General features: G+C 74.4%; 21 protein-coding genes and 1 pseudogene. 9 read left to right on the top strand and 13 right to left on the bottom strand.

Annotated features, from left to right (window positions below; genetic code table 11):
* Positions 1–39: 39 nt before the first annotated feature.
* From J7523_RS13995 to J7523_RS13940, 12 genes and pseudogenes are all read right to left on the bottom strand, one after another.
* On the bottom strand, positions 40–480 hold the full coding sequence (locus J7523_RS13995) for an Hsp20/alpha crystallin family protein (RefSeq protein WP_291887687.1): 441 nt from the start codon (positions 478–480) through the stop codon (positions 40–42).
* 167 nt (positions 481–647) lie between these two features.
* Positions 648–1,169 (bottom strand): annotated as a pseudogene (locus J7523_RS13990) (metallophosphoesterase).
* Positions 1,170–1,189: 20 nt separating this feature from the next.
* Positions 1,190–1,945 (bottom strand): glycosyltransferase family 2 protein, encoded by a 756-nt coding sequence (locus tag J7523_RS13985; RefSeq protein ID WP_291887684.1) that lies wholly within the window; start codon positions 1,943–1,945, stop codon positions 1,190–1,192.
* Positions 1,946–2,072: 127 nt separating this feature from the next.
* Positions 2,073–2,270: a hypothetical protein gene (locus tag J7523_RS13980; RefSeq protein ID WP_291887682.1), complete on the bottom strand. Its 198-nt coding sequence runs from the start codon at positions 2,268–2,270 to the stop codon at positions 2,073–2,075.
* A 14-nt stretch (positions 2,271–2,284) separates the two neighbouring features.
* Positions 2,285–2,602, bottom strand: a complete 318-nt coding sequence (locus J7523_RS13975; RefSeq protein WP_291887679.1) for a hypothetical protein — start codon at positions 2,600–2,602, stop codon at positions 2,285–2,287.
* Between the two features lie 173 nt (positions 2,603–2,775).
* Positions 2,776–4,716, bottom strand: a complete 1,941-nt coding sequence (locus tag J7523_RS13970; RefSeq protein WP_291887676.1) for an alpha-amylase family protein — start codon at positions 4,714–4,716, stop codon at positions 2,776–2,778.
* Between the two features lie 55 nt (positions 4,717–4,771).
* Positions 4,772–5,692 carry a sucrase ferredoxin gene (locus tag J7523_RS13965; RefSeq protein WP_291887673.1) on the bottom strand — a complete coding sequence of 307 codons (921 nt, stop codon included), beginning with the start codon at positions 5,690–5,692 and terminating at the stop codon, positions 4,772–4,774.
* The gene (locus tag J7523_RS13960) at positions 5,689–6,957 is read right to left on the bottom strand and encodes a cupin domain-containing protein (protein ID WP_291887670.1); all 1,269 of its coding nucleotides are present in this window, start codon (positions 6,955–6,957) and stop codon (positions 5,689–5,691) included. The genes J7523_RS13965 and J7523_RS13960 overlap by 4 nt, the downstream gene beginning before the upstream one ends.
* Positions 6,954–7,205, bottom strand: a complete 252-nt coding sequence (locus tag J7523_RS13955; protein ID WP_291887667.1) for a BatC protein — start codon at positions 7,203–7,205, stop codon at positions 6,954–6,956. The genes J7523_RS13960 and J7523_RS13955 overlap by 4 nt, the downstream gene beginning before the upstream one ends.
* A gap of 217 nt (positions 7,206–7,422) precedes the next feature.
* Complete coding sequence (locus J7523_RS13950; RefSeq protein ID WP_291887801.1) at positions 7,423–8,721, bottom strand: DUF6421 family protein; 1,299 nt, start codon at positions 8,719–8,721, stop codon at positions 7,423–7,425.
* 686 nt (positions 8,722–9,407) lie between these two features.
* Positions 9,408–10,271 (bottom strand): YrhK family protein, encoded by an 864-nt coding sequence (locus tag J7523_RS13945; protein WP_291887664.1) that lies wholly within the window; start codon positions 10,269–10,271, stop codon positions 9,408–9,410.
* Complete coding sequence (locus J7523_RS13940; protein ID WP_291887661.1) at positions 10,268–11,689, bottom strand: glutamate decarboxylase; 1,422 nt, start codon at positions 11,687–11,689, stop codon at positions 10,268–10,270. Before J7523_RS13940 ends, J7523_RS13945 begins: the two co-directional genes overlap by 4 nt.
* 228 nt (positions 11,690–11,917) lie before the next feature.
* Between J7523_RS13940 and J7523_RS13935 the strand changes: the two genes are divergently transcribed.
* A complete protein-coding gene (locus J7523_RS13935) occupies positions 11,918–13,411 on the top strand; it encodes an SDR family oxidoreductase (protein ID WP_291887659.1) in 1,494 nt (497 codons plus the stop codon).
* Between the two features lie 56 nt (positions 13,412–13,467).
* Positions 13,468–14,259 carry a transglutaminase family protein gene (locus tag J7523_RS13930; protein ID WP_291887656.1) on the top strand — a complete coding sequence of 264 codons (792 nt, stop codon included), beginning with the start codon at positions 13,468–13,470 and terminating at the stop codon, positions 14,257–14,259.
* Between the two features lie 18 nt (positions 14,260–14,277).
* On the opposite strand, the gene J7523_RS13925 is transcribed toward J7523_RS13930, so the two are convergent.
* Entirely contained in the window at positions 14,278–14,802 is a 525-nt protein-coding gene (locus J7523_RS13925) for a MarR family transcriptional regulator (protein ID WP_291887653.1), read from the bottom strand.
* 88 nt (positions 14,803–14,890) lie between these two features.
* Between J7523_RS13925 and idi the strand changes: the two genes are divergently transcribed.
* The 7 genes from idi to J7523_RS13890 are packed head-to-tail and all read left to right on the top strand — an operon-like array spanning position 14,891 to position 20,524.
* Entirely contained in the window at positions 14,891–15,451 is a 561-nt protein-coding gene (idi, locus tag J7523_RS13920; protein WP_291887650.1) for an isopentenyl-diphosphate Delta-isomerase, read from the top strand.
* Positions 15,448–16,482: a polyprenyl synthetase family protein gene (locus tag J7523_RS13915; RefSeq protein ID WP_291887647.1), complete on the top strand. Its 1,035-nt coding sequence runs from the start codon at positions 15,448–15,450 to the stop codon at positions 16,480–16,482. The genes idi and J7523_RS13915 overlap by 4 nt, the downstream gene beginning before the upstream one ends.
* Positions 16,479–17,390, top strand: a complete 912-nt coding sequence (locus J7523_RS13910) for a squalene/phytoene synthase family protein (RefSeq protein ID WP_291887644.1) — start codon at positions 16,479–16,481, stop codon at positions 17,388–17,390. The genes J7523_RS13915 and J7523_RS13910 overlap by 4 nt, the downstream gene beginning before the upstream one ends.
* A complete protein-coding gene (gene crtI, locus J7523_RS13905) occupies positions 17,387–18,982 on the top strand; it encodes a phytoene desaturase family protein (RefSeq protein ID WP_291887641.1) in 1,596 nt (531 codons plus the stop codon). The genes J7523_RS13910 and crtI overlap by 4 nt, the downstream gene beginning before the upstream one ends.
* Positions 18,979–19,305, top strand: a complete 327-nt coding sequence (locus J7523_RS13900) for a lycopene cyclase domain-containing protein (protein WP_291887639.1) — start codon at positions 18,979–18,981, stop codon at positions 19,303–19,305. The genes crtI and J7523_RS13900 overlap by 4 nt, the downstream gene beginning before the upstream one ends.
* Positions 19,302–19,628, top strand: coding sequence for a lycopene cyclase domain-containing protein (locus J7523_RS13895; protein ID WP_291887637.1), 327 nt, complete (start codon positions 19,302–19,304; stop codon positions 19,626–19,628). The genes J7523_RS13900 and J7523_RS13895 overlap by 4 nt, the downstream gene beginning before the upstream one ends.
* A complete protein-coding gene (locus J7523_RS13890; protein ID WP_291887635.1) occupies positions 19,625–20,524 on the top strand; it encodes a prenyltransferase in 900 nt (299 codons plus the stop codon). Before J7523_RS13895 ends, J7523_RS13890 begins: the two co-directional genes overlap by 4 nt.
* The last annotated feature ends 6 nt before the right edge of the window (positions 20,525–20,530 follow it).

Below are 20,530 nucleotides of genomic sequence, written 5' to 3'. Positions count from 1 at the left end.
CGGGGCGGCGCTCTCGCGCCCACCGCACCCCGCGGCGCGTCAGACGCTCGCGTCCGCCTCCGAGGTGATCCGGGCCGTGTCGCCGGCGTGCTGCACCTCGATGCGGCGCGGCCGGGCCTCCTCCGCGACGGGGATGCTCAGCGTGAGCACGCCGTCCGCGTACGTCGCCGAGATCGCGTCGAGCGCGAGACCGCGGCCGACCGTGAGCTGCCGGGCGTACGTGCCCACGGGGCGCTCCTTGGCGAGCCACTGCACGTCCTGCTCGGTGCGGGCGCTGCGCTGCGCGCGGATCGTCAGCGTGCGGTCGTCGACGTTGACGTCGATGGTCCCGGGGTCGGCGCCGGGCAGGTCGACGTGGAGCACGTAGTGGTCCCCGGAGCGGTACAGGTCCATCGGCATCGTCGCGGACGCCCGCTCGGACGTGAGCGCCTGCGCGACCAGTCGGTCGAACTCCTGGAACGGGTCCAGTCGGGTAGCCATCACCCTCACCTCCTCACGATCGAGGCGCCGGACCACCCGGGCCTCGGGCGCTGCCCGGCCGCTGCCGCCGGGCTGGCTACACACACAGAATTAGCACTCCGGGTGCGCGAGTGCCAGTGGTGCGGAAGCGTCGTTCGCGTGAGGCGAACACACCCCGACGCGCAGCCTCACCTGCGGGTCGGCACGTCCGCGCGCGGCGGCAGGCGGTGCAGGACGACGTCCTCCAGCACGCCCGCGGCGGCCGTCGCGGTCAGGTACGTCCCGAACGGCTGCCTGCGCCGGTCGGTCGGCGAGCCCGGGTTGAGCAACCGCATCCCACGCGGCGTGACGGTGTCCCACGGGATGTGGCTGTGCCCGAACACGAGCACGTCGACGTCGTCGAACTCCTCGTCGCAGCGACGCTCCCGGCCGGCCGCCGCGCCCGTCTCGTGCACCACGGCCAGGCGCACCCCGCCGACCTCGACGTGCGCGACCCGGGGCAGCCGCCGCCGCAGCGCCGAGCCGTCGTTGTTGCCGTGGCAGCCCACGAGCCGCCGCGACCGCGACTCGAGCAGGTCGCAGAACTCGTCCGAGACTCAGTCGCCCGCATGGACGACGAGGTCGGCCTCCTCGACGGCCGCCCACACCTGCGCAGGCAGGTCGCGCGCGCGGCGCGGTACGTGCGTGTCGGCGAGCAGCAGCAGCCGCACCGCCGCCACCGCCGCGGACGTCACCGCGCGACCCGCACGCGCCAGCGCGCCCACGGCGGCGTCGACTCCCAGTTGAGCCGCAGCGTCCGCCAGGCCCGCGCCCACCGCCGGCACCATTGGGCGCTGCCCCGCAGCGACCGCGACGACACCCCGACGACGAGCCCGCGGTCGAGGCGGATCCGCCGGTGCGGACCGAGCGCGAACGCGAGGTCGAGGTCGTCGTGGACGTCCGGGTCCTCCCGGCGGACGGCGGTGCGCACCGCGAGCCACGACGCGCGGCGGACCGCCATCGACGATCCCCACAGGGCCGTGTGCCCGAGGGCCAGGTGGCACAGGCCGTAGTACGCGCCGAGGTAGACGACGGCGGCCGCGGTGCCCACCACGGGCGGCAGGTCGTCGAACGTGCCCACGCCCGTGACCGCCTCGAGGGCCGGCTCGTCACGCATCCGCACACCGATGCGCTCGACCCAGCGCGGGCCGGGCCGCGAGTCGGCGTCGAGGCGCGCGACGACGTCGCCGCGCGCCTCGTCGTAGCCCGTCGACGCCGCCGCCGGGATCCCGATGCGCTCCTCGACGACCACCCGGGCGCCCCACGCCGTGGCGACGAGCCGCGTCGAGTCGCAGGACGCGTTGTCGACGACGACGACCTCGTGGGGTGCCACGGTCTGCTCCGCGAGGAGCTGCAGGCACCGGGCCAGCGCGTCGGCGTCGTCGCGGGCGGGCACCACGACCGAGATCGACGGCAGCGGTCCTCGCCCTGGGACTCCTCGTCGCACGGTGCCTCCTCGCGTTCGCGGCGCCGCGGGCGCGACGTGGACGATCATCGTGCGACGGACCGGGCCCGGCCGCAGCCGGGAGCCCCCACCGGTTGGGTGGGCCGGTGGGGGCTGGTGGTGCCGGCCGTCAGGTCGTGCCGGTCGGTCTGACCAGCCGGCCGACGGCGCGGGCGACCTCGCGCTCGGCGTCCGGCCCGGACAGGGTCGGGAAGTCGTCCGGCAGGTCGATCTGTGCGCCGGGCACGTCGTCGTCGGGCTGGAGGCTCTCGCCGATCCCGAGCGAGGCGACCTTGCCGTCGTTCGTGTACGTCACGTACGCCTTCATGGTGTGCTCCGATCTCACGGCTCGGTGAACGACAGGTTGAGGTACCAGATGAGCGGGGCGTCGGGTCCGACGCTCTCGATCTCGACGTGGACCGTCGGCAGGTTGCCGGACGCCGTGTTCGGGTCCTTCGCGCGGATCGCGACGGACGTGACCTTGAGCTGCCGGTCCTCGTTCGTGGCGTAGAACGGCGTGGCGGACGCGGTCACCGTCGTGTCGGTGAAGAAACCGGCGGCGCGGCGCGGCAGCAGGAGCTTCTTGACCTTCGTCGTCCCGGCGGTGAACCCGGTGGCGTCGAAGAACTCGAAGTGCGCCTTGTGCAGGACGGCGGTCATCGGTGCCTCCGGCGGTGGGTCCCGACGGCGTCGGGACGGTGGTGGTGCTGGCTCATGGTGGGCCCCCTCTTCGTGGTGCGGGCCGCGGATCGGCCCGTCCCGTCGACGGTAGGGAGCAGGGGTCGTGGGACGGCAGCGGGGAAACCCTCGCCCCGGCCCCACAGCCGACGACGTCAGGCGTCGGCCGCCGTGAGCCACACGGCACGCCACGGGGCGAGCCAGAGCTGGTCGTCGTCGCCGGGGCCGACGTCCGCACCGGTGAGCGCGTCGACGGCGTGCCCGAGGCCGTGCTCGCGCAGCCTCCAGCCGGCGACCGGCCGCCACTGCGCGGTGACGTTGTACGCCGCCAGCATCGTGCCGAGCGGGTGCCGACGGGCCACGAGGAGCACGCCGGGGTCGTCCGGCCCCAGCACGTCGGGCCGCACGGAGGCGTGCAGGTGCGGCAGCGCGGCGCGGGTCCGGGCGAGGTGCCGCAGGCCGGCCAGGACGCGCCCCTCGACGGTCGACGGGCCCTGCGCGCGAGCCAGCGCGTCGAGGTCGAGGGGTGGCCGGTGCGCCCATCGGTTGTCGCCCGCGTGGGCGGGGTCGTCCGCCCACGCGGGGTCGTTCGGGAGCGCGACCTCGTCGCCTGACCACAGCACCGGGATGCCGCCCCAGCCCATCACGACGGCGTGCGCGAGCAGCACCCGCGCGACCGCACCGTCGACCGCCTCGTCGTCGCCGGACTCGCGTGCCGCCTCGAGCCCCGCGAGGCTCGCGGTCGTGCCGCTGATCCGCCGGTCGCCCGTCGCCGGGTTGTGCTGGAACACCAGGCCGCGCGCGTCCGAGCCGGGGAACTCGCCCGAGTACCAGTCGGACAGGAACGCCCGGTGGGCGGGCCCGGACAGGCCGACGGCCGCGGCGTCCTCGTCGGCGATCGCCCACCCGATGTCGTCGTGGCACCGCACGTACGTGACCCACGCGGTCGTCGACGGCACCGGCGGCAGCGCGCGCAGCGCGTGCGACGCGAGCCGCACGTCCTTCGCGGCCAGCATCGACCACACGTGGACCATGAGGGCGTTGTGGTAGGCCAGGTCGCTGACCTTGCCGTGCCGGGCACCCGCGCCGAGGTAGTGCACGAGGTCCGCCGGGCCGACGATCGCCTCGGCCTTGAAGATCAGCCCGGGGCACGCGATCCGCGCCAGCGCCCGCAGCGCCTGCGTGATCGCGTGCACCTCGGGCTCGTTCTGGCTGGTCGTGCCCATGCGCTTCCACAGGAACGCGATCGCGTCGAGCCGCAGCACCTCGACACCCTGGTTCGCGAGGAACAGCACCACGCGCGCGAGCTCGGCGAACACGCGCGGGTTGGCCCAGTTGAGGTCCCACTGCCACGAGTTGAACGTCGTCCAGACCCACCCCTGCAGGTCGGCGTCCCACGTGAAGCTGCCCGGGGCGAAGTCCGGGAACACCTCGGGCAGGGTCTGCTCGTACTGGTCGGGCAGGGTGCGGTCGGGGAACACGAGGAAGTAGTCGCGGTGCTGCGCGCTGCCCGCCCGGGCCGCGACGGCCCACGCGTGCTCGCGGGCGACGTGGTTGAGCACCAGGTCGAGCACGAGGCTGATCCCCGCGCGTCGCAGCCGCGCCGCCAGGTCGCGCAGGTCGTCCATCGTCCCCAGGTCGGCGCGGACCTGGCGGTAGTCGGCGACCGCGTACCCGCCGTCGTTGTCCCCGTCGCGTGGGCGCAGCAGCGGCATGAGGTGCAGGTACGTGACGCCGAGGTCCCGCAGGTACCCGATCCCCTCCGCGACGCCCGCGAGGTCGCCCGCGAACCGCTCCGCGTACGTCGCGTACCCGAGCATCTGCGGGCGCTGGAACCAGTCGGGCGCGAGCGTGCGCTCCTGGTCGAGCCGGTGCAGCTCGGGGTCCCGCTCCGCGTACGCCTCAGCGGCGGCGCCGACGAGCTCGAGGAGCAGCTCCGCGGAGTCCGGGTAGACGTGCCCGACGCCGTCCCGCAGGTCGTCCCACCAGCGCGCCAGGCGCAGCTCGAACAGGTCGCGGCGGTCGGCGGTCACGTCCGCGAGCCGCGCCCGTGCGGCGGCGAGGACCTCACCGGGGACCTCGGCGGAGAGGGCCACGCAGCCATTCCAGGGGGCGAGCGTGGCCGGCGCAACCGGACGGGTGCTCACCCCGTCAGCGCGCCGCCGGCGTCCCCAACGACCGGAGCACGAACTCGCGGACGCGCACGGTGTGCGTCGCGCCGCACGTGCTGAGCATCGGCTCGGACAGCTCGGCGCCCAGCTCGACGACCAGCCGCTCCGTGCCGTGGTCCAGCACCACGGTCCACCCGCCGGGGTGCTCGCTGTGCGACACCGTGGAGAACGCGTCGATCCGGTCGTCCTCCGTGAGGTCGCGCGCGAACGCGTGCGCGGCCTGCTCGACGTTCGTGAGAGACGCCCGGCCGCGGAACGTCGGCACGTCGACGCGCCCGGCCCGGTACCGCTCGACGAGCCTCGTGGCGTCGGCCGGCTCGACGCGACCGAACAGCAGGGCCTCCGGGAAGACGACCATCGTGGCGGCGAACCGGTCGCCGCCCAGGTGCGAGCACTCCCACGTGAGATCCGGGTGTGCCGCTGCGAGCGCCTCCACCACCGGTCGGCCACGGACAGCGCAGCACTGGTCGTGCCGGGCGTGGGTGCAGACGCACAGGACCGGGTCGGCGGACGGGACGCCCGCGGAGCCGTCGAGGGGCAGGTCGAGGAGCTCGGCAGGGTCGTCGACGCTCCCCCACCGGACCTCCTCGTGCCCGGGGCGGGCGTCGACCAGCGCCCACGACCAGGTGCGCTGCGCGCGGCGGACGTCCGCGCGCAGACCGGTGCGGCGGATCGCGAGGGTGCGGACGCCGGCGCGCTCGACGCGCCTGACAAGCCGGTCCGCGAGGTCCGCGTCGAGCGTCGAGTCGAGGAACGCGTGCTTGCCCCAGCCGCCGTCGACCTCGACGAGCAGCCAGCGCTCCCCCCGCCCTGCGGTCCCACGCAGCGGGTCGCCTCGTGCCAGGGAGAGGTCGCTGCAGGGCCGCCACCCAGGGGGCCGCGCGCTCGCCCCGGTCGTCATGCGCCGACGGGCACCAGGACGCCCTCGCGCACGAGCCGGCGCGCGACGACGACCGCGGACTCCGCGTCGAGGTCGGGCAGGTCCCCGACGCGCACGGGCGTGCCGGTGAGCAGGGCCTGCAGCGCGGGGTGCGCCGCGACGGGCAGGGTGACCGCGGACCTCGGCAGCCGCAGGACCACGCTCCCACCGTCGACGACGAGTCGAGGGTGCAGCCCGCCGCGCAGCACGACGACGTCGTCGACGCCGAACCGCGACAGCGCGTCGACCGTCGCCAGCGGCCGGACCGGGGCGGCGGGGACGTCGCGCGCGAGGCGTGCCGCGAGCGCGCGGCGCACCCCCTCGGCCGTCGCGGGGTCGGCCTGCGCCTTCTCGAGCACCGTGACGAGCTCGGCGAGGGCCTGCTCCACGACGGGTGTCGCGGCCGCGGGGTCGTCCAGGTCGAGCCCGAACGGGAGCGACCCGCGCAGCTCCGGGCTGGCGGCGACCCGCGCGAGCACCTCTTGGACGACGTCGTACCGCGTGTAGGAGGACACGCCGATCGTCAGGTGGATCGAGATGCCGCCGAGCGCGGTCGCCGAGTGGATCCACCCGCGCGGCAGGTACAGGGCGTCGCCCGGTCGGAACGTCTCGTCGATCGCCGGTCGCTCGGTCGCCCGCTGCGCGACCGCGTCGCGGTGGTCGGACCACGGCTGCGAGCGCAGGGGGTCCGGGTGCACGGGGTCGTGGATCCGCCAGTGCTTCTCGCCGTGCACCTGCAGGACGAACACGTCGTGCACGTCGTAGTGGGGGTCGAACCCGCGGGACTGCGCGGGGGTGACGTACGCGTTCACCTGGCACGGGTGGCCGAGCTCGGCGGCGAGGTGCCGCGTGAGCTCGGCGATGGGCTCCCACGTCCGGTGCAGGCCCTGCAGCACGAGGGTCGCACCGTCGGCGACCTCCTGGAGCACCTTGGCGGAGGCCACCTGGTCACCGACCTCGGCGCCGTACCCTCCCGGGGCGGTGTACCGGGCGGGTGGGAGGACCTCGCCGTCCTTGGCCATCCGGACGAACGGCGTGCGCAGGGCGCGCCGCGAGACCAGCTCGTCGACCGCGTCGAGCGAGAACAGGTCGGCGAAGCCGCCGCCGAGCTCGGCGGCGGGGGTGAGCAGGGGCGCGCGGCCCCAGTGGTCGCGAGCGAACGCGTCCGCCGCGACGGCGACCAGGCGTGCGAGCGCGGGCCGGTCGGTGGACCGGCCCGCGCCGACTCCGTTCACAGGCGCGCTCAAGCGGACCCGTCGGCGCCGCCGTCGTGCCCGGCGGGGTTGGCTCCCCCGTCGGCGGGACCCTCACCGGCCGAGCCGTCGGCACCGCCGTCGTGGCCGCCGGTGTTCGCGCCGCCGTCCGCCGGGCCCTCGCCCGCAGCCGAGCCGTCCGCTCCGCCGTCGTGACCCGACGGGTTGGCGCCGCCGTCGGCGATGCCCTCGCCGCCGGGGACGTCGCTGGTGGTGATGTCGTCGTCGTTGATCGAGCCCATCGGAACCTCCGTAGCCGGTGTCCGCGGCGGTCGCCGCCCGCACTCAACCTACGCGCGGGACGGCCGGCGGCAACCGCTGCGGGAGCCGTCCCGAGGTGCGGTCCCGGCCGCGGGTGCGCAGGTCAGGACGAACGCGTCGCGGTCGTCGGCGAACGCCTCGACGCGCACGGTCGGACACTCGCTCGCGCGGTCCACCGACCCGCGGGTGCGCGGGCCGTCAGGCGGTGATGCCCGACGTCGACGCGACGACGTCGCCGATCTTGCGGGCGAGGGCCTCGTAGAACATCGACAGCGGGAACTCGTCGGGGAGCATCGCGTCGGTGAGGTCCTTGGGCAGGCCGTCGACGGGCAGCGCGGCCTTGCCGCCGGCCCACACGGACGCCGGGTGCGGGGTGAGCGTCGCGGACACGAGGTCGTAGGCGGCGAGCCAGTGGGCGGTCTTCGGCCGGTCGATCGAGCGCCAGTAGAGCTGCTCGATCTGCTCGCCCAGGGCGATGACGGCGTCGGGGACGCGCGGCCAGTCGACGGTCAGGCGGGAGTCGGTCCAGTCCAGCACGTGGTGCTGGTGGAGCCACGCGAACAGCAGCTGCCCACCCAGGCCGTCGTAGTTGCGCACGCGCGTGCCGGTCACGGGGAACCGGAAGATGCGGTCGAACAGCACCGCGTACTGCACGTACCGGGCGTGCGGGACGCCGTCGCGTTCGAGCGCGACGGCGTGCCGGAACGCGGTGAGGTCGCAACGCAGCTCCTCGAGCGAGTAGAGGAAGTACGGCATCCGCTGCTTGATCATGAACGGGTCGAACGGCAGGTCGCCGCGCATGTGGGTGCGGTCGTGCACGAGGTCCCACAGGACGAACGTCTCCTCGGCGAGCCGCTGGTCGTCGAGCAGCCGGGCGGCGTCGGGCGGCAGCGCGAGCCGGGTGGTCTCGGCGGCGGCGCGCACGACGCGGCGGAACCGGGCGGCCTCGCGGTCGGCGAAGATCGCGCCCCACGTGAACACGGGGACCTCGCGCACCGCGACCGTCTCGGGGAACAGCACGGCCGAGTTGGTGTCGTAGCCGGCGGTGAAGTCGAGGAACCGCACGGGGACGAACATCCGGTTGGAGAACCGGGTCGCCTCGAGGTGCGCGACGATCTCGGGCCAGCGGACCTCGAGCAGGACGGCCTCGAACCGTCGGTCGGTGCTGCCGTTCTGCGTGTACATCGGGAACAGCACGAGGTGCCGCAGGCCGTCGACCCGCAGCCGCTCGGGGTGGAACAGCACGAGCGAGTCGAGGAAGTCGGGTACGCCGAACCCGTCGTCGACCCAGCGGGCGAGGTCCTTCGTCACGGCCGCGAGGTAGTCCTCGTCGTGCGGCACGAACGGCACGAGCGTCGAGACCGCGCCCGCGATGGCGGCCGCGAGCCGGCGGGCCTCGGGGTGCGCGTCCGTGTCCGGGATGGAGCCGTCCTTGACCTGCAGGGCGCGCAGCGCGCCGACGTCGGCGCGCAGGCGCAGCCAGGCGGGATGCTGCACGAGGTCCGACGCGTGTGCCGCGGCGGCGGGTTCGGCGGTGAGGGGACGGTCGGCGGCCGCGGCGTGGACGGCGTCGAGCAGCATCTCGACGGCGGCGGGTCCCTCGTCGAGGTCCGCGGAGACGACGACCACGGGGCCGGTGCCCTCGGCGGTCGCGTCGCAGAGCGCGACGACGACCGGACCCGTGGCCCCTTCGGCGTCGGTGTCGCGCAGCACGCGCGCGACGGCGCTGACGCCCTCTCCGTCGAGCACCAGCGTCGCGGGGACGTCGAGGACGGGCGAGGACGTCCAGGCCAGCAGGTCGAGGTCGACCGCGGCGGACGGCAGCGGGACCGGGCGGCCGAGCGTGACGCGGCCCGGGCCGGCGTCCTGCACGGTGACGCCGTGGGCGGCCAGCAGCGCCGTGACCTCGGGCGACGGGTGCGCGCCGGTCAGCACCACGGTGCCGCGTGCGCCGCGGACGGGCGTCGCCCCGGCGGTGACGACCTCGACGTCCGGATGCTCGTGCGCGTCGACGAGGACGATCCCGTGCCGTTCGAGGTGTGCCCGCGAGGCATCGGGCAGGGCGCCGGTCAGGAGCACGGTCGGGAAGAGCGTCATCAGCGATCTCACCATTCGGACGGCAGCGTTACTGCACGGTACGTGCAGCCCGTGGGCCGGTCAACGGTCAGGCGGACGCCACCTGCTCAGCCCGTCGCCCGGTCCCGCGCCGACTCCACCGGCAGCAGCACCGCCCCGACCAGGAACCCGACCGCCCCCAGGAACGTCCCGGCGTTCACGAGCGCCACGTTCGCGAGCTCACCCGTCGACCGCAGGTAGCGCGCCCCCACCGCCGCCGCGCCGAACAGCACCGACCCGGCGAGGTTCACCCCCGCGATCCACCACCCCACCGACCGGTCAGGCCGCGGCAGCACCCCGCGGTTGACCTCGGAGTACGCCAGCCAGCTCGCCACGAGGAAGCACACCGACCCCAGCACGTCGGGCGCCCAGACCAGGCGCCTGTCCTGGTCCACGGCAAGGTCGGCCCGCGTCGCCGCGAACGTGCTGACGTTGAAGAACACGGTCCCGACGAGCTGGATCGTCGCCGCCCACGCGTCGATGCGTCGGGGGTGCCAGTGCAGCAGCGACGTCAGCCGCCACGGTCGTCGTCCCGCCGTCACCATGTCCGTCGGCGCGTGCACGGCCTCGTCGTACTGGAGGTACGCGGCGCTCGTGAAGAAGACCGACCCGACGAAGAACGTCCACCCCACGGCCCGCGGCGGGACCGCGTCGAAGAACAGCGGCAGCGACCCGAGCGCGAAGCACACCGACCCGACCGCGAACAGCGCCCCGATCCACCAGCTCGACGCCGACGCACCGCCGCCCGCCGGCGCCGCACCAGGCGTGCGCAGGCCGAGCCGCTTGCGGTGCCGCCGGGACGTCCACTCGACCTGCACGCCGTCGGGCCGCTCGAGCACCGCGTGCGTCACGAACGGCCCCGGCCCGCGCGTACGGACCGCCGTCCAGCCCGCGGGGAGCTCGGGCAGCGGCCCGACGTCGGGTGCCGTCACCGCTTCAGACCGGTGCGGGCCTTGCTGTGCGCGGCGGCCTTGTCGGGCGACGTCCACACGTCAGGCTTCGTCGTGACGCGCTGCACCGGCTGCTCGGCAGCCAGCGCGTCCCACGCCTGGTCGAGGTCGCGCAGCAGCATGTCGACCATCTGCCGGCTCAGGTCGAGGCGGACCACGACCCGCATCAGATGCACGTCCTCGGCGTCGGGCGGCAGGCTGTACGCGGGCACGATCCAGCCGTTCTCCCGCAGCCGCGACGACAGGTGGTAGACGTCGAAACCCGGGTCGCCCTTGATCCGGAACGTCACGACCGGTTCCGCGAGCCCCGGGTTGAGGATCTCGAACCGTCCCGACGCCTCGAGCGCCTCGTTGAGGTGCCGGGCGTTCGCGAGCATCGTCTCCACGATCGCGGTGTACCCCGCGCGGCCCAGCCGCAGGAAGTTGTACATCTGCGCCTGGATCATCGCAGACCCGCGCGAGAAGTTGAACGTGTACGTCGGCTGCGCACCGCCGAGGTAGTTCACGCTGAACACCAGGTCCTCAGGAAGCTTGGACGCGTCCCGGAACACGAGCCACCCGACACCCGGGTACACGAGCCCGTACTTGTGGCCCGACGCGTTGATGGACGCGACCTGCTCGAGCCGGAAGTCCCAGCGCAGGTCGGGCTCGGCGAACGGGGCGACGAACGCGCCGCTCGCGCCGTCCACGTGCAGCGGGACGTCCCAGCCCTTCTCGGCCTTGATCCGCACCAGCAGGTCGTTGATCTCCTCGATCGGGTCCGCCTCGCCGATGTGCGTCGTGCCGAGCACGGCGCCGACCGCGATCGTGTTCTCGTCGACGTGCGCCTCGACGTCGTCCGCACCCAGCACGAACCGGTCCGGCTTCATCGGGATCTTGCGCATCTCGACGTCGAAGTAGTTCGCGAACTTGTCCCACACCACGTGCGTCTCGGCGCCGAACACGACGTTGGGCCGGTCGGCGGGCAGTCCGGCGGCGACGCGACGTTCCTTCCACGCCCGCTTGTGGGCGAGCAGGCCGAGCATGATCGCCTCCGACGAGCCGATCGTCGCGACCCCCACGACCTTGGCAGGGTCGGGCGCGTTGAACAGGTCCCCGAGCATGTGCACGCACGCCTCCTCGACGAGCGACGCCGCGGGGTACTCCTCGTGGTCGATGTGGTTCTTGCGCAGGGAGTCGTGGATGAGCGCCTCGGCCTGCGGCTCCATCCACGTCGTCACGAACGACGCGAGGTTGAGCGTCTCGCGCCCGTCGAGCATGAGCCCGGTGTGCAGCAGCTCGTAGGTCTCGTCGGGGCTGAGCCCGTCCTCGGGGAACGTCGCACGGTCGAAGTGCGTCCGGAAGCTGGCTCGGCCGTGGATGGGCCCGAACGGGTTCGTGCGGTCTGACGTCTCGCTCACCTTGGCTCCTTGGTCCGTCCTCCGGGGGCCGGCCTGGCTGCCGTCACCGGCGGGGCTCGCGATCTCGAACGTAGCAGCGGAAGTCGTGACGAACAGGACGAGCGGGACATCACGGGCCGCGGATCCCGCGGCCCGCCCGAGCGCCCCGGGTACGATGGGCGCGCCTGCGCGCCCGGCTCCCGTGCCCCTTGCTCGTCGGCTCCCCCGACGACGACCGAGGACACCACCATGAGCGCGCCCACCACCGCCCCTGCGACCGAGCCGACCGGCACCGCCGTGCCGGGTGGCGTCGACCCCGCGGAGCTCGAGGTCTTCCTGCGCGTCGCGGACCAGATCAGCCGGCTGCCGTCCGACCACCCGCACCTGGCCCTCGGCCGGCGCGCGACGTCCGCGCTGTTCAAGGCCGCGAAGAAGCAGCGCCGGGCCGAGCGGCGCGACGCGATCGCAGCCGCCGACCAGGCCGTCATCCACGCGACCGCCACGGGGAGCCCCGGCCGCATCGACGACGAGACGAACGGCATCCCGCTGGTCTCGTCCGTCCAGGGCGCGACCGCCGGCACGCTGCTCAAGGCGCGGCCCTGCTACATCTGCAAGGAGCCGTACGTCCAGGTCGACGCGTTCTACCACCAGCTCTGCCCTACGTGCGCGGCCCTCAACCACGCGAAGCGCGACGCCCGCACCGACCTCACCGGCAAGCGCGCGCTGCTCACCGGAGGGCGCGCGAAGATCGGCATGTACATCGCGCTGCGCCTGCTGCGCGACGGGGCCGCCACCACGATCACCACCCGGTTCCCGCGCGACGCTGCCCGCCGGTTCGCGGCCATGCCGGACAGCGCCGACTGGATCGACCGCCTCGACATCGTCGGGATCGACCTGCGCGACCCCGCCCAGGTCGTCGCGCTCGCCGACACCGTGGCCGCGCGCGGGCCGCTCGACATCCTCATCAACAACGCCGCCCAGACGGTCCGCCGCTCCCCCGGCGCCTACGCGAAGCTGGTCGACGCCGAGCTCGAGCCGTTGCCCGACGGCGTGCTGCCGCAGATCACGACGTTCGGCCGCACGAGCGCCGCGCACCCGGCCGCGCTCGCCGGCTCGGTGACCGAGCTGACGAGCCCGTCGCTCGGCCTGGTCCGCGAGGCAGGCGTCGCCGAGCTCGCCCTCACGGCCGACGCGGCGTCGCTGACCCGGCTCGTGGCCGGCACCGCGATAGACGCCGGCGGGCTCGTGCCCGACACCGCCGAGACCAACAGCTGGGTCGCGACGGTCGACGAGGTCGACCCGATGGAGCTGCTCGAGGTGCAGCTGTGCAACCAGACGGCGCCGTTCATCCTCGTCAGCCGCCTGCGGCACGCGATGCGCGCGACCACGTCCGGTCGCGCCTACGTCGTCAACGTGTCCGCGATGGAGGGCGTCTTCTCGCGCGGCTACAAGGGCCCCGGCCACCCGCACACGAACATGGCGAAGGCCGCGCTCAACATGCTCACGCGCACGAGCGCCACGGAGCTCGCGGAGGACGGCATCCTCATGACGAGCGTCGACACGGGGTGGATCACCGACGAGCGGCCGCACCCGACGAAGGTCCGGCTCGCCGAGGAGGGCTTCCATGCGCCCCTCGACCTGGTCGACGGCGCCGCCCGCGTGTACGACCCGATCGTGCGCGGCGAGGCCGGCGAAGCGCTGTTCGGCTGCTTCCTCAAGGACTACGTGCGCTCGGCCTGGTGACCCGGTCTGACAGCGCTCGCCGGGCGGGCACGGCCCGCGTCCCCCACGATGGGCGCGTGCAGCGCGACCTGTCGGCCCACCTCAGCCTCGACGTCACGTCCTCCGTCACGCTCGCGTTCGAGATCGCGGTCTCGACGCAGCTCGCGGCCGACGAGGAGCTCACGGTCACGCTCGACGGCCGCCACGTCGGCTCGACCGAGGTGCACGACGCGCACGGCACCCGCCTCCACGTGGTCCACGCCGACCCGGGCCGGCTCGTGCTCGACTACGCGGCGTCGGTCCGCGGGCGCGCACCCGGCCTCGCCGCGCAGGACGTCGACCTGCTGCGCTACCTGCGGCCGAGCCGGTACTGCGAGTCGGACACGCTCGGCCCGACGGCGCGCGCCGAGTTCGCGGGCCTCGACGGCGTCGACCTGCTCGCGGCCGTCAGCTCGTGGGTCGGGTCGCGCCTCGCGTACGTGCCGGGGTCGAGCCTGCCGACGGACGGTGCCGTCCGCACGCTGCTGGCCCGCCGCGGGGTGTGCCGCGACTACGCCCACCTGGTCGTCGCGCTGCTGCGGGCCCTGGACGTGCCCGCGCGAGTCGTGTCGGTCTACGCGCCCGGCCTGTCACCCATGGACTTCCACGCGGTCGCCGAGGCGTTCGTCGACGGCCGCTGGTGCGTGGTCGACGCGACCACGCTCGCACCCCGGTCGAGCCTCGTGCGCATCGCGACAGGGCGCGACGCGTCGGACACGGCGTTCCTCAACGTGCACCACGGGTTCGCCCGGCTCGACGAGCTCGTCGTGACGGCGGTCGCGGACGCGCTGCCCGACGACGACGTGCGCGAGCTCGTCGAGCTCGGCTGACCCCCGGCCGTGCGCGTGTCAGAGCGCGGGGTCCTTGGTCAGGGGCGCGACGCCGCCCTCCGAGTCGAGGTGGGCGGCCATCGCCCGCAGGAAGTCGCGGACGTGGGGACGGGCCTCCACGGGGACGTCGCGCGCGATCGCCGCCATGGCGGCGTGCATCCGCTCCAGCCGCTCGCGGATCTCGTGGTGCGCGTGCGGCGTGCTCGAGACGACGACGGAGCGCCGGTCGGTGGGGTGCACCCCGCGCTGCAGGTGCCCGGACGCGGTGAGCCGGTCGAGCAGCTTGGTGGTGGACGCGGTCGAGATCCGCAGGTGGGCGGCGATGTCGCGCGGGTGCACCTGACCGCCGTGGGACTCGGCCGCGATGACGAGCTGCAGCGCCTGGAGGTCGGTCTCGTTCATGTCCATGCCGGCGCTCAGCCGTCGCCGCATCTCGTGGTCGGACCTGCGGAAACGCCGCACGGCCTCGAGCAGCTCCACGACCGACGGCTCGTCGGGGTACCAGTAGTGCGCCGTGTGCCCGGCCGCCGGCTCGTCTTCCACGTCTCGCATCCTAGCCCAGCAAACAACTAGCCTGGCTAGCAATCATGATCTACGGTGATCCCATGCGGCCGAGACCCAGGAGCACGCGATGACCACCACGGCCCACGACGACCTCGTCGTCCTCCTCGACGAGCACGGTCACCCCTGCGGCACGGCGCCGCGGCCCACCGTGCACACCACCGCCACGCCCCTGCACCTCGCCTTCTCGTGCTACCTGTTCTCGCCCGCCGGGCGGCTCCTGGTCACCCGGCGCGCGCTGACGAAGGCGACCTGGCCGGGCGTGTGGACCAACTCGTTCTGCGGCCACCCGCGGCCCGGCGAGCACATGACCGACGCGATCGCCCGTCACGCCCGCCGCGAGCTCGGCATCGCGGTGGACGGCCTCGAGGAGCTCCTGCCGGACTTCCGGTACCGGGCGACCGACGCCGGAGGCGTCGTCGAGAACGAGATCTGCCCCGTTTGGTTCGCGACCACCGACGAGCAGGTCACGCCGAGCCCCGACGAGGTCGCGGAGGTCCGCTGGGTCGAGACCGTCGACCTCGGACGGGCCGTCGCCGCCACGCCCTGGGCGTTCAGCCCCTGGATGGTCGAGCAGGTGCGGCGGCTCGCCGAGATCGGCACGCCCGGCACCCTGGCGCGTGCGTCATGACCGCGCAGGTGCTCGACCGTCGGGTCTTCGCCGAGTTCTTCGCGACCGGCGCGGCCGGCGCGTCCCGCGGCGAGGCGCGCGCGCTGTGGGACGCGATGGGCGACGCCGCCGTCGGCGGCAAGGGGTTGCGGCCCGCGCTGCTGCAGGCGACGTACGAGGCGTTCGGCGGCACCCGGCCCGAGCTCGCACAGCACGTCGGCGACGCCGTCGAGCTGCTGCACACCGCGTTCGTCATGCACGACGACGTCATCGACCGCGACCTGCACCGTCGTGGTCGCCCCAACGTCTCGGGCGCGTTCGAGGCACGCGGACGCGCCGCGGGGGCCTCGGCCTCCCGTGCCCAGCGGTACGGGCAGGCCGCAGGCATCCTCGCGGGTGACCTCGCGCTCGTCGGCGCCACCCGGCTCGTCGCGACCGTCGACACCGACCGCGAGACGGTCGCCCGGCTGCTCGACCTGCTCGACGAGACCGTGCGCGTCACAGCCGCCGGCGAGCTCGGCGACGTCCGGCTGGGCCTGCACGTCGACCACCCGACCCTGGCCGACGTGCTCACCGTCGAGGAGCAGAAGACCGCCGTCTACTCGTTCTCGTTGCCGATGCGGGCCGGCGCGATCCTGGCGCAGGCACCGGCCGCCGTCCTGCCCGCGCTCGACCGCCTCGGGCGGCTCGTCGGGATCGCCTTCCAGCTCCAGGACGACCTGCTCGGCACGTTCGGCGACGAGGCCGAGACGGGCAAGAGCACGCTCTCCGACCTGCGCGAGGGCACCGTCACCGCGCTCGTCGTGCACGCCCGCTCCACCAGCGCGTGGCCGGCGATCGCGCCGCACCTGGGCGACCCCCACCTCACCCGGGCGGCCGCCGACGACGTCCGCGCCGCGCTCACGGCCTGCGGGTCGCGCGAGCTCGTGGAGGAGCTGCTCGACCAGCACGTCCGCGAGGCGCGGCTCCTCGCGCGTGACCTGCGGGCCGTCGCCCCCGTCATCGAGCGCCTCACCGAGGACCTGCTCTCCGGGACGAGGCGGGCGGCGTGAGCGCGGAACCGTCGTCGGCGGCCCTCTACGACGCGGTCGCACGGGCGAGCGCGAGCTGCGTGATCACCCGCTACTCCACGTCGTTCGCGCGCGCGTGCCGGCTGCTCGACGAGCCCGTCCGCGGGCACGTGCGCAACGTGTACGGCCTCGTGCGGCTCGCGGACGAGGTGGTCGACGCGGCCGCGCTGCCGCTGTCCCACGCCGACCGGGCCGCGATCCTCGACGACCTGCAGGCCGAGACCGCGCGCGCGACGGCCCGCGGGTTCTCCACCAACCTCGTCGTGCACGCGTTCGCCCTCACGGCGCGCGAGTGCGGCATCGGCGCCGAGCTCGTCGACCCGTTCTTCGCCTCGATGCGGACCGACCTGGTGCGGTCCACCCACGACGACGGGTCGTTCGCGACGTACGTGCACGGATCGGCGGAAGTCGTCGGCCTCATGTGCCTGCGGATCTTCGTCGCGTGCGAGCCCGGGACGCCCGCCGAGCGTGACGCCCGGTACGCCGCGCTCGCCGACGGTGCCAGCAGGCTCGGCGCGGCGTTCCAGAAGGTCAACTTCCTGCGCGACCTCGCCGCGGACCGCGACCAGCTCGGACGCGGCTACTTCCCCGGCGTCGGCACGGGCCACCTCACCGACGCCGCGCGGGACGCGCTGCTCGACGACATCGACGCCGACCTCGCGGCGGCTGCGCGGGCGATCGCCGCCCTGCCGCCGTCGAGCCGTCGTGGCGTGCGGGCGGCGCACGACCTGTTCGCCGCCCTGTCCCGGCGGCTGCGCGCCACGCCGGCGTCGACGATCGAGCAGCGCCGGGTGCGCGTCCCGGCGCGGGTCAAGGCGTTCGTCGTGGCCCGCACGCTCGTCGGGCAGACCGCCGCCCGGTTCGTGCCGGCCAGGGCGGTGCGCCCGTGACCGCCGCGACGCGCGGGCGCGCGGTCGTCATCGGAGCCGGCGTCGCCGGGCTCGCCACCGCCGCGCTGCTCGCGCGCGAGGGCTACGACGTCGAGGTGCTGGAGCAGCGCGACGAGGTGGGCGGCCGTGCCGGGACGTGGGAGTCCGCCGGCTTCCGGTTCGACACCGGTCCCTCGTGGTACCTCATGCCCGAGGTCTTCGAGCACTTCTTCGCCCTGCTGGGCACGAGCGCGGACGAGGAGCTCGACCTGGTGCGCCTCGACCCGGCGTACCGGGCGTGGTTCACGAGCGGCGCCGAGCCGCTGGAGGTGCGCTCGGACGCGGACGACACCGTCGCGCTGTTCGAGTCGGTCGAGCCCGGCGCGGGCCGGAGGCTGCGCCGGTACCTGGCCTCGGCGCGGGACACGACCGAGGTCGCCCGCGAGCACCTGCTCTACTCGACGTTCCAGTCGCTCCCCCGCCTGCTGTCCCCCGCCGTCCTGCGCCGCGTGCCGAGGCTCCTGCCGCTCGTCGCGCAGACGCTCGACCGGTACGTCGGCCGGCGGTTCCGCGACGAGCGCCTCCGCCGCGTGCTCGGGTACCCCGCGGTGTTCCTCGGCACGTCGCCCGACCGGGCGCCCGCGCTGTACCACCTCATGAGCCACGCCGACCTGGCCGACGGCGTGCTGTACCCGCTCGGCGGGTTCGGCACGCTCGTGGACGCGCTCGTGCGGCTCGCCACCCGCGAGGGCGCCACCGTCCGGACGGGTACCCGCGTCGTCGGCGTCGTCACCACGACCTCGCCCGCGCCGCGCGTGTCCGGCGTGCAGTACCTCGACGCCGAAGGCCGTGAGCACGTCGCCCCGGCGGACGTCGTCGTGGGCGCAGGCGACCTGCACCATCTGGAGACGGCCCTCCTGCCGCCGGACCTGCGGACCTACCCGGAGCAGTGGTGGGCCGACCGCGACCCCGGACCGGGTGCCGTGCTGGTCTACCTGGGTGTCCGTGGGCGGGTGCCCGAGCTCACGCACCACGGCCTGGTCTTCGCGGCCGACTGGCAGGCCAACGTCGACGCGATCTTCGGCGCCGACCGCCACGTGCCCGAGCCCGCGTCGATGTACGTGTGCGCGCCGTCCCGGACCGACCCCACCGTGGCACCACCCGACTCCGAGAACCTGTTCCTGCTCGTCCCGGTCCCGGCCGACGTGTCGCTCGGGGGGCGCGGCGACCCCGTCGTCGAGCAGGTCGCGGACGCGGCGATCCACCGCCTCGCCCAGGTCGTCGGCATCCCCGACCTCGCCGACCGGGTCGAGGTCCGTCGGACGGCCGGCCCGGCCGACTTCGCGCGCGAGCTCTCGTCATGGTCGGGCGGCGCGCTCGGTCCGGCGCACGTGCTGCGCCAGAGCGCCTGGTGGCGGGGGCGCAACGCGTCCGCGAAGGTCGGTGGCCTGCTGTACGCCGGCGGCTCGACCATCCCCGGCGTCGGCCTGCCCATGTGCCTCATCAGCGCCGAGCTCGCCGTCAAGCGCCTGCGCGGAGACACCTCGTCGCGCCCGCTGCCGACCCCGCTCGCCCCGTCCACCCGCACGGCTCCTGCCGGGGAGCGCCGATGAGGGGCTGGTACGTCCTCGCGCTCGTCGTGAGCCTCGCGGGCGTCGTGCTGCTCGACGCCCGGCACCGGCTGTTCGTGTGGCACCGTCCGCGGCGGGCGCTCGCCGTGCTCGCCGCCGGCGTCGCGATGTTCCTGTGCTGGGACGCCGTCGCGATCGCGCGCGGCATCTTCGAGCGGGGCCGCGGCGACGCGCTGCTCGGCGTCGAGGTCGCGCCGCACCTGCCGGTCGAGGAGCTCGTGTTCGTGACGTTCTTCTCGTACCTGACCATGGTGGTGTTCACCGGCGCGCTCCGGCTCCTGCCCATGCGGGAGGCCGGCTCGTGACCTACCTCGTGCTCGACCTCGTCATGCTCGCGGGCGTCGCCGTGCTCGCCGCTGCCGGCGCCCGTGCCGCGCGCCGCCGGGGCGTCCCCTTCGCCGCGCCCGTGGCCGTGACGCTCGGCGTACTGCTCACGCTCACCGTCGTGTTCGACAGCCTGATGATCGCCGCGGACCTGTTCCGGTACGACCCCGCACAGCTCGTCGGCCTGCGGGTCTGGCTCACGCCCGTCGAGGACCTCGCGTGGCCCGTCGCCGCCGCCCTTGCCCTGCCCTCCGTGTGGGTGCTGCTGACGCCCGTGCCGGTCCGCGACGAGGTGGCCGCGTGACCGCCGCGCCCGCCACCGCGCGTCCCGGACCGCTCACCGGGCTCGGGCAGGTGCTCCTCGCGTCCCGGCCCCTCAGCTGGATCAACACGGCCTACCCGTTCGCGGTCGCGTACCTGCTCGCGGGCGGCGAGCCGGGCTGGCTGCTGGTCGTGGGGACGGTGTACTTCCTCGTCCCGTACAACCTGCTGATGTACGGCCTGAACGACGTGTTCGACTACGCCTCCGACCTGGCCAACCCGCGCAAGGGCGGCATCGAGGGTGCCGTCCTGTCCGACCGGTGGCACCGGGCCACGCTGTGGTCCGCGGTCCTGTCGAACGTGCCGTTCCTCGTCGTCCTGCTCGCCGCCGACGGCGTCGCGTCCGCGGCCGTGCTGGCCGTGAGCGTGTTCGCGGTCGTGGCGTACTCCGCCCCGCGGCTCCGGTTCAAGGAACGGCCGTTCGTCGACTCGCTGACGTCGAGCACCCACTTCGTCAGCCCGGCGGTGTTCGCGATCGCGCTCGCCGGGGGCCCGTTCACGGTGCCCGTGGTCGCGACGCTCGCGGCGTTCTTCCTCTGGGGTGCCGCGTCGCACGCGTTCGGTGCGGTCCAGGACATCACCGCGGACCGGAGCGCCGGCATCGGCTCGATCGCGACTGTCCTGGGGGCACGGCGGACGGTGCGGCTCTCCATGGCCGCGTACGCGGCGTCGGCCCTGCTCATGCTCGCCGCCGGCGCGCCCGCCGCGTTCGCGGCCGTCGTCCCGCTCGTCTACCTGGCCTCGGTCGCGCCGTTCCGCGACCTCGACGACGGCGCCTGCGAGCAGGCGCACCGGGGCTGGCGCCGGTTCCTGTGGCTCAACCTCGTGACGGGCTTCCTGCTCACGCAGGCGTTCATCGTCGCCTCGCTGCGCAGCTGACGCCGC

This window comes from Cellulomonas sp. (assembly GCF_017744555.1).
GTDB lineage: Bacteria > Actinomycetota > Actinomycetes > Actinomycetales > Cellulomonadaceae > Cellulomonas.
The sequence above is the reverse complement of the archived record's forward strand: the minus strand, read 5'-3'. Positions and strand labels throughout refer to the sequence as shown.